This window comes from Paraburkholderia sp. EG287B (assembly GCF_040965595.1).
Lineage (GTDB): Bacteria > Pseudomonadota > Gammaproteobacteria > Burkholderiales > Burkholderiaceae > Paraburkholderia.
In genome coordinates, this window is record NZ_JBFRCG010000019.1 from 95660 (window position 1) to 109226 (window position 13567).

The following is a 13567-nucleotide window of genomic DNA, read 5'->3' on the forward strand; positions in this document are numbered from 1 at the left end:
CCAAGGAACGTTTGCGCATGCGCGCCATCATTCTCGCGGCAGGCCTCGGCCTGCGCCTTCAGCAACAAGCTGGAGAACAGTTTCCGAAATGTCTGCTGCAGTTCGAGGGCGTGACGCTGCTCGAACGCCATCTGCAATTGCTGGAAGAGGCGGGCGTGACGGAAGTCGTGCTCGCGCTCGGCTTCCAGCCTGAGCTGGTCGAGGCCGAACTCAAGCGCATCGGCTGGCCGCACAAGGTCGAGGTCGTGATGAATCCGCGCTTCGACCTGGGCAGCGTGCTCACGGTGCATCGCACGGCCGAGGCGCTCACGCGCGGCGGCGACGTGCTGCTCATGGACGCCGACGTGCTCTACGACGAGCGCGTGTTCGCACCGCTCGTGGCGGGCGAGGCGCCGGCCAACCGTCTCCTGATCGACCGCGACTTCGAAGCCGGCGACGAGCCCGTGAAGCTGTGTCTGCGCAACGGCGTGCCCGTCGAACTGCGCAAGCAGCTGGCGGTCGGTCTGCAATACGACACGATCGGCGAGTCGGTGGGCTTCTTCCGCCTCAACGAAGCGACGGCGCGCCGCTTTGCGCAGATCGTCGAAGGCTACGTCGATACGGGCCGCGCGAACCTGCCGCACGAAGAAGCGCTGCGCGACCTGCTGCTCGAACGCGGCAGCGAGTTCGAAACCGCGGACGTGACCGGCGCGCCGTGGATCGAGATCGACTTCCCCAATGACGTCACGCGCGCCGCGGAGCAGGTGCTGCCGCAACTGCGTCCCGTGGTGAGCCGCGTGAAGCAGCCCGCGATCTAAAGCGCATCTTTGCGGATTGCCCGACGCTGATTGCTTGAATCAGGCCGCGAGGTCTGTCTCCGCTTGAAAGCGGCGGCGGGCTTCGCGGTTTTTGTTTTTGCGCGCGCTTTCGTTGCGTGCCGCCTGCACGAAGCGCGCCGCTTCATCTGTTGCCGGGTTCCCGTTTTCCGCAACAAGGGCCATAATGGCAGCTTTACGCCATCAGCCGCGCTGATCGTCGTTCCTGCCCATGCCATTAGCCCTCGGCACCTTCATCGTTCCGCTCATTGTCGCGTGCTCGATGTTCATGGAGAACGTGGACGGGACGGTCATCGTCACCGCGCTCCCCGCACTGGCCCGCGATCTCGGCCAGGACCCCATCACACTGAAGCTGGCCGTCACGAGCTACGTGATCGGCCTGGGCGTGTTCATCCCGATCTGCGGCTGGGTGGCCGATCGCTTCGGCTCGCGCAATGTGTTTCGCACTGCCATCGGCATCTTCATGGCCGGGTCGCTGTTGTGCGCGGCTTCGCGGTCGCTCGAGATGTTCGTGGCCGCGCGCTTCGTGCAGGGCATCGGCGGCGCGATGATGGTGCCGGTGGGCCGGATCATCATCTTCCGCTCGCTGCCCAAATCGGACTTCATTCGCGCGGTCAACTATCTCACGGTGCCCGCGCTGCTCGGCCCGGTCGTGGGGCCGCCGCTCGGCGGCTTCATCACCACGTATCTGCACTGGCGGCTGATTTTCTTCATCAACATTCCGATTGGCGTGCTCGGCATCTGGCTCGCGAACCGGCATATCGAAAACATGCATGAGGAGCATCCGGGGCGGCTCGACTGGGCCGGCTTCGTGCTCTCCGCGGGTGGGGCGTCGCTGTTCATGCTCGGCCTCTCGCTCGTGGGCGGCGAGATCGTCGCCACCGGCACCGCGGTGGCGATGTGCGTGATCGGGGCGTTGTTGCTGGTGGCGTATTGGTTGTATGCGCAACGTGTCGAGCGGCCCGTGCTCGATCTGAAATTTCTGCGTATCCCCACGTTCAATGCGAGCGTGGCGGGCGGGTCGCTGTTTCGCATCGGGCTCGGTGCCGTGCCATTTTTGTTACCGCTCACGCTGCAGGAAGGGCTCGGCATGACGGCGTTCGCTTCAGGCGCCATCACCTGCGCTTCGGCGTTCGGCTCGATCTTCATGAAGGCGATCGTCTCGCGCGTGCTCGGGCGCTTCGGCTTTCGCCGCACGCTGATGGTCAACGCGGTGCTCGCGGGCACGGCCATCGCGATATGCGGCTCGTTTTCGCCTGGCATGCCCGTGTGGCTCATCTGGGTCGTCGTGCTCGCGGGCGGGATCTTTCCTTCGCTGCAATTCACCGGCCTCAATTCGCTCGCCTATGCCGATATTCCGACGCGCGACATCGGCCGCGCCACGAGCGTGGCAAGCGTGATCCAGCAGGTGTCGCTCGGCCTCGGCGTGACGATCGCGGGCCTCGTACTGCAGATTTCGCATCGGGTGCAAGGGCATTCGGCCATCGTCTGGTCCGATTTCTGGCCGGCGTTTCTCGTGGTCGGGCTCTTTTCGGTGGCGTCGATTCCGGTGACGATGCGTTTGCCCGCGAATGCGGGCGAAGAAATTGCCCGCGGCCGGCGCGGCAACGCCTGATCCAGTCCAGGACGGGACGCCGTCTTGCACGGCAGCGGAATCAGCGGATCGCCGGATCGCAATCGTTAGCCTGGCGTGCTATAAGGCCAAGGCAGGTTTCCGGTAGGCCAACAAACCGAATCATGGGGTGAACTCGATGAAGCTGGTTGAAAAAACGAAAATTTCCGCTGCCGCTCTCGCACTGCTTTCGCTATCCGCCTTGTCCACGGGCTTCCTCGAAGTCACGCCGGCCTTTGCAAAGGATACGCAGCAACGCCCTGCGGTCCTCAATGCATCGGCGGTGGCCGTTGCCGACAAGTACGCGGCCGACGCCGCCGAGCAGATCTTCAAGGAGGGCGGCAACGCCGTCGACGCGGCGGTCGCCATCGCCTTCTCGCTCGCCGTGACGTACCCCGAAGCCGGCAACATCGGCGGCGGCGGGTTCATGACGCTCTATGTGAACGGCAAGCCGTACTTCCTCGACTATCGCGAACGCGCGCCGCTCGCCGCCACGCGCACGATGTACCTCGACGACAAGGGCAACGTGATCCCGGGCAAGAGCCTCTACGGCTACGACGCCGTGGGCGTGCCGGGGACGGTCGAGGGCATGTGGGAAGCGCAGAAGCGCTTCGGCAGGCTGCCATGGAAGCAGGTGCTCGCGCCGGCGATCAAATACGCGCGCGACGGCTTCGTCGTGGACGAGCAGCTCGCGAAGCGCCGTGAGGCCGCCGAAAAGGACTTTGCCGACAAGACCAATTTCGACGACTACTTCGGCAACCTGAAGGAGGGCGTGACGTTCAAGCAGCCCGATCTCGCCAACGTGCTCACGCGCATTGCGAACCAGGGCGCGAAGGACTTCTACGACGGCAAGACCGCGGACCTGATCGCCGCCTCGATGAAGGGCCACGGCCTCATCACGAAGCGCGACCTGCAGGAGTACAAGGCAGTGTGGCGCCAGCCCGTGGAGGCGAAGTGGAACGGTTACGAGATCATCACCGCGCCGCCTCCGAGTTCGGGTGGCGTGGGCCTCGTGCAGCTGCTCAAGATGAAGTCGATGCTGGCGCCGCAATTCAAGGACGTGCCGCTCAATTCGCCGCAGTACATCCACCTGATCTCGGAGATCGAGAAACGCGTGTTCGCAGACCGCGCGCAATATCTCGGCGACCCCGACTTCTACAAGGTGCCGGTCGCGCAGCTCACCGACGACCCGTACCTCGCGAAGCGCGCCGCCGAAGTCGATCCCGACAAGCCATCCGACACCAAGAGCGTGCAGCCGGGCCTCGGCACCTCGATGCCTGAGAAGGCGGAAACGACGCACTTCTCAGTGGTCGACAAGTGGGGCAACGCCGTCTCGAACACGTACACGATCAACGGCTACTTCGGTTCGGGCGTGGTCGTGCCGGGCGCCGGCATCGTGCTCAACGACGAGATGGACGATTTCGCGTCCAAGCCCGGCGTGCCGAACATGTTCGGCGTGGTGGGCAGCGACGCGAACGCAATTGCGCCGAAGAAGCGTCCGCTTTCGTCGATGACGCCGACCATCCTCACGAAGGACGGCAAGGTGGCGCTCGTGATCGGTACGCCGGGCGGCTCGCGCATCTTCACCTCGGTGTTCCAGGTCATCAACAACAACTATGACTTCGACATGCCGTTGAAGGACTCGGTGGCGGCCATGCGCTTCCACCATCAGTTGCTGCCGCCCAACACGATTTTCTGGGAGCCGTATGCGCCGATCGACGGTGAACTCGCCAAGCAGGTCGAGGCGAAGGGCTACGTGCTGAAGGCGCAGAACTTCAACGGCGACATTCAGGCGATCCGGATCAACGGCGATACGCCCGACGCGGTTTCCGATCCGCGCGGCCGTGGCGTGTCGCGTCTGATTCAGTAAAACCGCGACGCCGATGCGAAACGATGCGCCACGCATGAGCGCCAACCTTTTCGCATCGGCAAGCCGGCATGAGGCGGGAATAGTTTGCATGACATGAGCGTTTGTCCTCAAATTTGGGGATGCCGCTCCGCTGTTCATCGCGTACTATGCAACCTCCGGCGGAAGACAGCCCTTTGCCGGCGTGTGTTTTTCTTGGGGCGGCATTTGCCGCCCCATTTTCTTTTCGGCATTTCCGCTGCACGCTTCAGAGTCGCGCTGCATATTGAATCCGTCAGGCGAGGTCACCAGGCTCTGACGTTTGCGCCGCCCCGCAGGCGAGGCGTGCGCCCACTTTTCATCGCAACCGAGCATGGACCTGACGAGCCGCGAACTCGCGTTGATCGCCGACGTCTTCAAGCTGCTGGCCGACCATATCTTGCCCGAGGGCGCCTTGTGTCTCGAGGTGGGGCGGCGTCTGCTCGAACTGCTGCGCGCGGATGGCCTGCATGCGGGCGCGGACCTGTTCGTCTGGTCGGGTGAAGAGCATCTCGATCATCTGCGCATTGGGCGCGGCAAGCGACGCGAGCACTTCTCCGATCGGGAGCTGGTGCTGTTCGACCTGGTGCGCCCGGCTTTCATCGCTGCGCTGGCGCGCTCGCGCGCGCAGACGGGGCAGGTTCAGCCGCCGCCGGGCGGCGACACCTGCACTGCGGATAACGAAGCAATCAACCGCCTGACGCGGCGCGAGCGCGACGTGGTCGCGCTCGTGGTGGAAGGGCTGCTCGACAAGGAGATCGCCGAGCGGCTGGGCATTTCCTATACGACCGTGCGCACCCATCTCGATCGGTCGTTTCAGAAACTCGGCGTCAGCAACCGCTCGCGCCTGGCGCGGCTCGTGCAGTCGACGCAGAGCTGAGGCGCAACGCGCGTCCCCTCATTCCGGCACGGCTGCGAAAACGTTCTTGCCTGCGGCGTCGATCAACTCGAGGCAGGTTTGCGCGTTGCCGATCCGCTCGATCGCGAGCAGCGCGAAGCGCGCGAGAAAGAGCGGGCCGTTGGCTTCGCCCAGATTGGTCATGGTCTTGCACAGCTGCGTGTAGACGGCGTCGAGTTCGCTGTCGGTCATGGCTTTCTCCATCTTTACGTGTATCCGCCAGCGCTCAGGCGCACAGCGCGTGATCGAGGGCGGCGAGCGCCTGCGTGGCGACAGTGCCGGCTGCGCCGTGCCAGCGGCCGAGCACGTGGCCGTCCGGGCGCACGAGGTAGAGCGTGCCGGGCTGGGCGCCGTACATCGGGAACAGGCGTCCTGTGCGATCCCAGCCGCCGCGGCGTGATGCGTCGCCGGGCTGGCGCTGTGCGAGCGGCACCAGCGCGAACGGCAGTGCGCGGGCGGCCAGCGTCGTTTCGAGCGCGGCGATCGGGGCCGGCGTCGCGCCATCCTCGCTGAAGTAGAGCGCCGTGAAGCTTGGCGCGATCAAGTCGGTCACGTGGCCTTCGTGCGCGCCGGCCTGGTCGACGATCGTGAGCGGACATTCGGGCAGCGCCGTGCCCGGCGCCGGGCCGTTCGCGAAGACATCGGAGGCCGTGTTGAGCGGCGAGGCCGCGTAGGCGATGGCCGAAGTCTGGCGCGGATTGATCAGCGAGCGCACGGCGGCGTGCTCGCGCGCGAGGCTCAGCACGGCGGTGCGCATCAGGTCGAAGGCGAACGACGGCGGCGCCATGAACTCCGTGCTCTTCGTGCCGTAGCTCAGGTTTTCGTGCGCGGCGTAGACGCGCTCGTCCGAGTAGCTGTCGAGCAATGCATCGCTCGCGAGCCCCTTCACGACATACGCGAGTTTCCACGCGAGGTTGTCGGCGTCGTCGATGCCCGAGTTCGCGCCGCGCACGCCGAAGATCGGCACGAGGTGTGCCGCGTCGCCCGCGAACAGCACGCGGCCGTGGCGATAGCGCTCGAGCGTGAGCGCGTTGGCCTTGTAGATCGTGATCCAGACCGGCGACCACGCTGCCGTCTCGCCCATCATGTCGAGCAGGCTCTGCACGCGCGGCATGACGTTTTCGGGCTTGATCGCTTCATCGGCGTCCTCGCCGTCGCGCAGCTGATAGTCGATGCGCCAGACGTTGTCGGGCTGCTTGTGGACGAGCACGGTCGAGCCGGGATTCGACGCCGGGTCGAAATACGCAAGCCGTTCCGTGGGCCGCGCGCTGTCGAGCAGGATGTCGACGATCACGTAACGGCCCTCGTAGCTCGTGCCCTGAAGCTTCAGGCCGAGCGACTCGCGCACCGTGCTGCGGCCGCCGTCGGCGGCGATGAGCCAGTCGGTCTGCGCGGTGTAGGCGCCTGCGGGCGTGGAGAGCGAGAGCGTCGCGCCATGCGCGTCGTCCTGCAGCGCCGTCACTTTCGTGCGCCAGCGAATGTCGATGAGATCGGCGCGCCGCTCCGCTGCATCGAGCAGGAACTGCTCGATGTGGTACTGCGCGAGGTTGACCATGGGCGGCAGCTTCTGGTTTTCGTCCTGCGGCATCGTGAAGTGCAGCACTTCGTCGTTGCGATAGAAGCTGCGCCCGCCGGTCCAGGGGAGGCCCTTGGCGAGGAAGCCGTCGAGCGCGCCGAGGCGCTCGATGATCTCGAGGCTGCGGCGCGAGATGCAGATCGCGCGGCTGCCATAGCAGACCGATTCGTCGGCTTCGATCAGCACCGAGCGCACGCCGTGCTTCGCGAGGCCGAGCGCGATGGCGAGGCCCACCGGGCCGCCGCCGACGATCGTCACGGCATGGCGTTGCGTTTCGCGGCCGCCTTCGAGTTCGGGCAGGCGGGCGGCGTACTGCTTCGCCTCGAACGGATAGGGTTTGAATCCGGCGCTCATGGGGATTGCGTCTCCGATACGTAAGTCTTGTGCTTGCCGGCTTGCCCCGGGCGGGGGCGCCGGCGATGAAGGCAGTATGGAGCGCGAGGCGCGGCCCGCTGTCCTCAATTTGGGTACAGGGGGCTTACGGGGGGAGATTTTGCGCAGTCGTTCTTCTGCGCGCGCTGGCGGCGGGTGGTTAGCTCTGATCGGTCGCCAGACAAAGCGCAAAAAGCTGCCGCTGGCTCGAAATGCCCAGCCGCTGATACGCGCGTTTCTGATACGTCACCACACTGCTGGGCTTCACGCCCATGCACTCGGCGATTTCAACCGCGCTGCGTCCTTCGAGCACGCCGCGCAGAGCGTCGAGTTCGCGTTTGGAAAGCGTGGGGCAGAGTCCGCGCAGGCGCGCGAGCATCATCTGAGGAATGCCGAGCTGGCTCTGGCCGCGAATCGTGTAGTGATGCCGCGCCGACTCGCCGATCAGCGGCGCGAGCGATTCGACCAGTTCCACTTCGCCCGGCTGAAAATTACCGGCGTCGCTTTCGCGGTACAGGTTCACGGACAGCCAGATGTCGGCGGCCGGCTGCAGCAGCAGCGAGAGCCGGTCGGACACATTGGGCGTGGCGTAACAGGCCGTGCGGTAACCGTCGTGCGCGATGTCGGCGCTGCTTTGCCAGTGCAGCACGAGCGACGAGCCGGGTTTGTCGGCCGAGCCGCCGCTGACGATCTGCTGATTGCCGTCGAGCGCGTAGAAGAGGCGCGCGTAGGTGTCGGCGACGTCGCGCAGAAAGCGCCCGCCGCGATGGTCGGCCACGGAAACCGTGCGCGGCCGGTTGCCGAATTCGTAGGCGAACACGGTGCACTGCGTGACCGATGTCGCCGGGCCAAGCATGTTCAGCACTTCGGCGGCGAGTGCATTGGCATCGTCGCGGCCGATGGCCGAAACGAGGCTGGTGACGCGCGAGAGGTCGAATTGACCTGTCTGCCTCGGTCGATCGAGATGCCAGTAACGCATGTTTCTTGACGGAAAACGGCTGGGAAAAGCAAGTTTGATGAGATTAGCATCGTTTCGCATCGGCGCGAAAGCGCCAGCAGCGGGGCCGGATCGCCCGCAGGATGCCGCCGCGAAGCCTGCGTCAACGAGAGCAAGGAATGGCACGTTGGGGTAATCTCCACCCTCGGCCGGCGCGGTATGCGCGCCATGTTTCCTTACCTGAATATCCCTGCGCGCAGGTTATCTCGAAATGTTGACGCTCCCCACCGCGATTCCACCCGATTTCGGCGCCGGAGCGGTCTTTCTCAGCGTACTCGTCACGCAACTGGGCGTGCCGGTGCCGGCCGCGCCGGTGCTGATTCTTGCGGGCACGATGGCGGCGAGCGGCGAGACATCCTACGGGAGCCTGCTGGCGGCGGCCGTGATCGCCACGCTGCTCGCGGATTCGCTGTGGTTCGCCGCGGGCCGCAAGCGCGGGCGGCGTCTGCTCAACGGGCTCGTGCGGTTTTCGCTGTCGCTGGACACGACGATCCGCATCGCGCGCAACGTATTCGAACGCTACGGCGCGCCTATTCTCGCCGTGGCGAAGTTCGTTCCGGGGCTCGGCCTGATTTCCGCGCCGCTGCTCGGCACGACGACGGTGGCGGTCCACGTCTTCCTGCTGTGGGACACGGTCGGCGCGGCGTTGTGGGCGGGCACCTGGCTGCTCGGCGGCGCGGCGCTGCATGCGGAAATCGTCCGCTTCGCGGCGTTCGTGCGCGCGAACGGCATGACGATTTTCGACGTGCTCGCCGTGGCAGGCGTGCTGTTCCTCGCCTGGCGCTGGCTGCGGCGCATGCAGTTCCGCCACTGGCTGGCGACGCACCGCATTTCGCCCGATCAGCTCGACGAGATGATGAAGTCGAGCGCGCCGCCCATCGTGCTCGACGCGCGCCCGCAATCCGTGCGCGCGAAGGAGGCCTACCGGATTCCTGGTGCGCGTCCGCTGAATCTCGATTCGAGCGAAGAACTCTCACCCGAGCTGATCGGGCGTCCAATCGTCGTGTACTGCGTGTGCCCGAACGAGGCGACGGCCAAGCGCATCGTCGATCAGTTGCGCAACAAGCACATCTACCACGCGCGCGCGCTCAGGGGCGGCCTCGACGCCTGGGAGCGCCACGGTTATCCGGTCGAGCCGCTGTCCAACGAGTTCCACGCGGCGCATGCCCATGCCGATGAACTCGAGGCGGGCGAGGAAGCGGAATTCACCGTGCGGGCAAGCCTTTCCAAATAACGGCAGTTCCGCCGCGCGTCGCCAGGCGCGCGGCGTGACCTACGCGCGCTGCCTGTGCGAGCCGCCGCCCACGTTCTGTCCCGCATCGCGCGCCATCTGCGCATAACCCCACACCGAAATCAGCGTGAGCACGCCGGCCGCGAGAAAGGCGAGCCGGAAATCGTCGAGCGTGAACACGTGGCCCGTGGTTTCGCCGTTCAGGTTCGCGGCCACGCGCAGCGCGAGCGCGCCGAACGCAATGCCGAGGCCGATGGTCATCTGCGCCGCCGCGCTCCAGAGCGTGCTGGCCGCGCTCATTTGCGGCTGCGCGACGTCGGCGTAGGCCAGCGTGGCGAGGGTCGAAAACTGCATGGAGCGCGCCATGCCGTAGACGAACACGACGATCAACACGATGGCGAGCGGCGTGCCGGGCGTGAGCAGGCCGCACGCGATCAACGAGACGCCCGCGACGCTGACGTCGACGACGGAAACGAGCCGGAAGCCCCAGCGTTCGAGAATGCGCGTCGTGAGCGCCTTCATGCCGAGATTGCCGAGCGCGCTCGCGAGCAGCAGCAGGCCGGACTTGAACGCCGAGAGACCGAAGCCGATCTGGAACATCAGCGGCATCAAATACGGCGCCGCGCCGATGCCGATACGCGTGATCGAGCCGGTCACGATCGTGACGGAAAAGGTCGGAACCTTCAGCGTGGAAACATCGACGAGCGGGTGCGGATGACGTTTTGCATGCACGAACGCGACGACCCCAATCGCGACGCCCGCCGCCACGAGCGCCATTGCGCGCCAAGGATTCTGGCCGACCTGGCTCGCGAGTTCCGCGCCGTAAAGGATGGCGGTGAGCGCGGCGCCGCTCAGCACGAGACCCGCCACGTCGAGCGGCCGGCGCTGTTCGCCGCGCAGGTTCGGCACGATGGCGGCGATGGCCGCGAGCACGGCGATGCCGAACGGCACATTTAACAGAAAGATCCAGCGCCACGACGCATACGTCGTGATGAAACCGCCGATCGGCGGTCCCACCACGGGTGCGGCGATGGCGGGCCAGGTGATCGTCGAGATCGCCTGCATGAGCTTGCTTTTCTCGGTGCTGCGCACGACGATCATGCGCCCGACCGGCACCATCATCGCACCGCCAATGCCTTGCAGAATGCGCGCGGCCACGAACTCGTCGACGTTCTGCGAGATCCCGCACAGCACCGACGCCACCGTGAACGTGACCACGGCGCTGAAGAACACGGTGCGCGCGCCGCAGCGGTCCGCCACCCAGCCGCTGGCCGGAATGAAGATGGCGAGCGCGAGCATATAGGCGGTCACGCCGAGACTCAGGCTATTCGGGCCGATGCCGAGCGAGCGCGCCATCTGCGGCAGCGCCGTGGCGATCACGGTCGTGTCGAGGTACTCCATGAAGAACGTGGCGGCGACGAGGTACGGCAGCCAGCCGACGCCGGAGGAACGTTGCGCGGGAGCGGTCATTGCGCCCCCACGCGACAGAGGCGAATCAATCTGATCCTGGTACGGAGCATGGGCGGGCAGCGGAGAGAGTGCCGATCGGAACAGTGCGGACCGGATAGTGAAGCCCAAAGCCCGCGGCGAAAGGCGACAGTTTCCATCAGGCAAACGCGTCTGTACAGCCGCGCGGCGGTCGGCGGCGTTGCGAGCCCTTCGCCGTGAGACCTTCGCGGCAAGCCCGAATCGAAGCGCGTAGACTCGTCCGCCGTCGGCAACTCATCGTCAACCCCTTGACTAAAGGAGGATCGGAAAATGGAATACCGTTTTCTCGGTGCGTCCGGAATGAAGGTGCCGGTGCTGAGCTTCGGCACCGGCACGTTCGGCGGCAAAGGCGAGTTCTTCGAGGCCTGGGGCGCAACCGATGTCGCCGAAGCGCGCAAGCTCATCGACATTTGCCTCGACGCCGGCGTGACGATGTTCGACACGGCCGATATCTATTCGAGCGGCGCGTCGGAGTCGGTGCTCGGCGAAGCGCTCAAGGGGCGCCGCGACAAGGCGATCATCTCGACCAAGGCGACCTTCCGCTTCGACGCGGCGCGGCCAGCCGCTGCCGGAGAAGAGCCGTCTACACAAGACGGCGGAGCAGGGGCCGCCGGTGCCGGACGAATACCTCTTTCGCGTGCTCGACGCCATCGACGGGATCGCGCAGGAAACCGGCAAGACCGTGCCGCAGATCGCGCTGAACTGGCTGCTGCAGCGGCCGACGGTCGCGACGGTGCTGATCGGCGCGCGCGACGAGGCGCAGTTGCGCCAGAACCTCGGCGCAGTCGGCTGGAACCTCACGCCCGAGCAGGTGGCGAAGCTCGACGCCGCGAGCGCGGTGCGGCCTGTGTATCCCTACTGGCACCAGGAGGGTTTTGCCGAGCGCAACCCGTCACCGGTGTGACGGGTTGCTTCGCCCGCTGAGGCTTCGTCAAGCCGCTTCGGTCTGGCGCAGGATCTGGGTCGCGCCCAGATGCAGCGCCAGCGCGAAGAACTCGCGCTCCGCGAGATTGAGGGTCTTCGCGGCGGCCATCGCGCGGTAATGATCTTCCGGGTGCAGGAACAACTTCACTTCGACTTTCGACTGACGGTTCTGCGCGGACTCCATGGATGCTTCTCCTTCGGTAACCGGGCGCTCGGCCCGTGACGGGTGCGAAGCCCATTACCGGGCGTCCATACGCGCAAGGGCGCGCGCCGTTTGCCGCCATGAGAGCGGCGGCGTGAAACGGCGATGACGCGGAGTGGGCCTTTCAAGTTCGCCTGCCGCGGCGCGTGCGCGACGGCAGGACACGCGCGCTGAACTAGCGAAGCGTGGGACGACGCAATGCGCCGGTAGTGCGGTTGAAGCCGGGATGAGACAAGTGATGCGACGGCGGGGCAACGTGCTGCATAGCGACCAACCTCCGGAATTCTTCTTCTTGTGCGACAGGGCGCCGCATGTAGTACGGCCGAGAGTGTAGTCCGGTTTTTTCCTAGGGTAAACCCCTAATTCGCAAAGAATTATTACGTAGATTGAGAAAGTCGCGCGACAAGACCGGAAATACGCTGTGGAGGCACTTCAATTCATGCGGAATGCATATGGGGAGAGTGATGGGGCGGCGTGAACCGCCGCCCCGGCGCTGGCCTGAAGTGAGCCTGACAGCCAGCGTGAAGGCGTGGGCGCGTCAGCGCCCGGCCATTATTCCTCGACGCGCTTGCGCAGGCGCGCACGCGCTTCGCCGAGCGACAGGAACTTGCCGTGTGCTTCGTCCAGCACGGTGACCTTGCCGTGGCCGATGTCATAGACCCAGCCCTGCAGTTCGAGCTGGCCCTGGGCCACGCGCGCCGCCACGGCGGGGTGCGTGCGCAGGTGCGTGAGCTGCAGGCGGACGTTTTCTTCCACGAGCGCCTGAACGACCTGGTCGTCGTCCAGACCGCGGGTCTTCACCACGCTGCGCGCGGCTTCCGCGTTGCGCAGCCACGCGTGCACGGTGGGCATGTCGGCCGTGGCTTCCGCGCCCGATGCGAGCCCCTTCATCGCGCCACAATCGGTATGGCCGCACAGCACGATCTGCTTCACGTTGAGCGCGAGCACCGCGAACTCCACGACGGCCGAAACGCCGCCGAGCATTTCGCCATACGCCGGCACGATATTGCCGATGTTGCGGCAAACGAACAGGTCGCCGGGCTTGGCCTGCGTGATCATTTCCGGCGAAACACGCGAGTCGGCACAGGTGATGAAAAGCGTGTGCGGCGCCTGGCTGTGGGCGAGGCTGTGGAACAGCTCCTTGTTGCCCGGGAAAACGTGATGAGTGAATTCGTCCACGCCGTCGAGCAGGTGTAACAGGTCGCAGCCGCACGACTCGGAGTGACCGTCGTGCGGGTGGGTGTTGTCTGGCATGGATGTTTCTCTCTTGATCATGAATCGACACTATCGAATGGCAACAGCGGGAGTTTACGCTGAGCCGACCCCTTGCGGATCGGAAAACTTCGCGTCACGTTGCCCCGGACAGCCGTTTCCCCGGTACTCAATCGTCGAATCGGCGGGATATGTCGATAAACCGGTAGAAAAGACGGCTAATTACGGGAAAGCGGGCTGCTGCGAAGACGCTGACGCGTCGTGCGTTTCCGTTCGAAAAGAGATTTTCTCACGCCGGGCGCAATTGGCACATCCGGGTGTCGCCGGTGGTGTCGGGATCATGAGGAGGGGGGAG

Annotated in this window: 12 protein-coding genes and 1 pseudogene; 6 read left to right on the forward strand and 7 right to left on the reverse strand. The window is 65.5% G+C overall.

The genetic code is table 11. The features are described from left to right. The first annotated feature begins 17 nt into the window (after positions 1–17). Positions 18–797: an NTP transferase domain-containing protein gene (locus AB4Y40_RS31790; protein ID WP_368691245.1), complete on the forward strand. Its 780-nt coding sequence runs from the start codon at positions 18–20 to the stop codon at positions 795–797. 39 nt (positions 798–836) lie between these two features. Here AB4Y40_RS31790 and AB4Y40_RS31795 read toward each other — a convergent pair whose 3' ends face one another. Beyond that, positions 837–980 (reverse strand): hypothetical protein, encoded by a 144-nt coding sequence (locus tag AB4Y40_RS31795; protein WP_368691246.1) that lies wholly within the window; start codon positions 978–980, stop codon positions 837–839. 46 nt (positions 981–1026) lie between these two features. On the opposite strand from AB4Y40_RS31795, the gene AB4Y40_RS31800 reads away from it, so the two are divergent. The 3 genes from AB4Y40_RS31800 to AB4Y40_RS31810 all read left to right on the forward strand — a co-directional run bounded on the left by AB4Y40_RS31800 (position 1027) and on the right by AB4Y40_RS31810 (position 5192). Further along, complete coding sequence (locus tag AB4Y40_RS31800; RefSeq protein WP_368691247.1) at positions 1027–2430, forward strand: MFS transporter; 1404 nt, start codon at positions 1027–1029, stop codon at positions 2428–2430. A 136-nt stretch (positions 2431–2566) separates the two neighbouring features. Then, positions 2567–4297 carry a gamma-glutamyltransferase gene (ggt, locus tag AB4Y40_RS31805; RefSeq protein ID WP_368691248.1) on the forward strand — a complete coding sequence of 577 codons (1731 nt, stop codon included), beginning with the start codon at positions 2567–2569 and terminating at the stop codon, positions 4295–4297. A 349-nt stretch (positions 4298–4646) separates the two neighbouring features. Continuing rightward, positions 4647–5192, forward strand: coding sequence for a LuxR C-terminal-related transcriptional regulator (locus AB4Y40_RS31810; RefSeq protein ID WP_368691249.1), 546 nt, complete (start codon positions 4647–4649; stop codon positions 5190–5192). 18 nt (positions 5193–5210) lie between these two features. Here AB4Y40_RS31810 and AB4Y40_RS31815 read toward each other — a convergent pair whose 3' ends face one another. The 3 genes from AB4Y40_RS31815 to AB4Y40_RS31825 form a co-directional block, all read right to left on the reverse strand. Further along, positions 5211–5402, reverse strand: a complete 192-nt coding sequence (locus AB4Y40_RS31815) for a hypothetical protein (protein ID WP_368691250.1) — start codon at positions 5400–5402, stop codon at positions 5211–5213. A 34-nt stretch (positions 5403–5436) separates the two neighbouring features. Beyond that, on the reverse strand, positions 5437–7140 hold the full coding sequence (locus AB4Y40_RS31820) for an FAD-dependent oxidoreductase (RefSeq protein ID WP_368691251.1): 1704 nt from the start codon (positions 7138–7140) through the stop codon (positions 5437–5439). A 178-nt stretch (positions 7141–7318) separates the two neighbouring features. Next, complete coding sequence (locus tag AB4Y40_RS31825) at positions 7319–8137, reverse strand: helix-turn-helix transcriptional regulator (protein ID WP_368691252.1); 819 nt, start codon at positions 8135–8137, stop codon at positions 7319–7321. A 229-nt stretch (positions 8138–8366) separates the two neighbouring features. Between AB4Y40_RS31825 and AB4Y40_RS31830 the strand changes: the two genes are divergently transcribed. Then, positions 8367–9389 (forward strand): VTT domain-containing protein, encoded by a 1023-nt coding sequence (locus AB4Y40_RS31830; protein WP_133184787.1) that lies wholly within the window; start codon positions 8367–8369, stop codon positions 9387–9389. Between the two features lie 39 nt (positions 9390–9428). Here the strand turns inward: AB4Y40_RS31830 and AB4Y40_RS31835 are convergent, their stop codons facing one another. Further along, entirely contained in the window at positions 9429–10856 is a 1428-nt protein-coding gene (locus AB4Y40_RS31835) for an MFS transporter (protein WP_368691253.1), read from the reverse strand. Positions 10857–11144: 288 nt separating this feature from the next. On the opposite strand from AB4Y40_RS31835, the pseudogene AB4Y40_RS31840 reads away from it, so the two are divergent. Continuing rightward, a pseudogene (locus AB4Y40_RS31840) lies at positions 11145–11778 on the forward strand (aldo/keto reductase). Between the two features lie 27 nt (positions 11779–11805). Here the strand turns inward: AB4Y40_RS31840 and AB4Y40_RS31845 are convergent. Both AB4Y40_RS31845 and AB4Y40_RS31850 read right to left on the reverse strand, forming a co-directional pair. Further along, positions 11806–11982, reverse strand: coding sequence for a hypothetical protein (locus AB4Y40_RS31845; protein WP_154677984.1), 177 nt, complete (start codon positions 11980–11982; stop codon positions 11806–11808). A 570-nt stretch (positions 11983–12552) separates the two neighbouring features. Then, positions 12553–13254, reverse strand: coding sequence for a carbonic anhydrase (locus tag AB4Y40_RS31850; protein WP_368691254.1), 702 nt, complete (start codon positions 13252–13254; stop codon positions 12553–12555). Between the last annotated feature and the right edge of the window lie 313 nt (positions 13255–13567).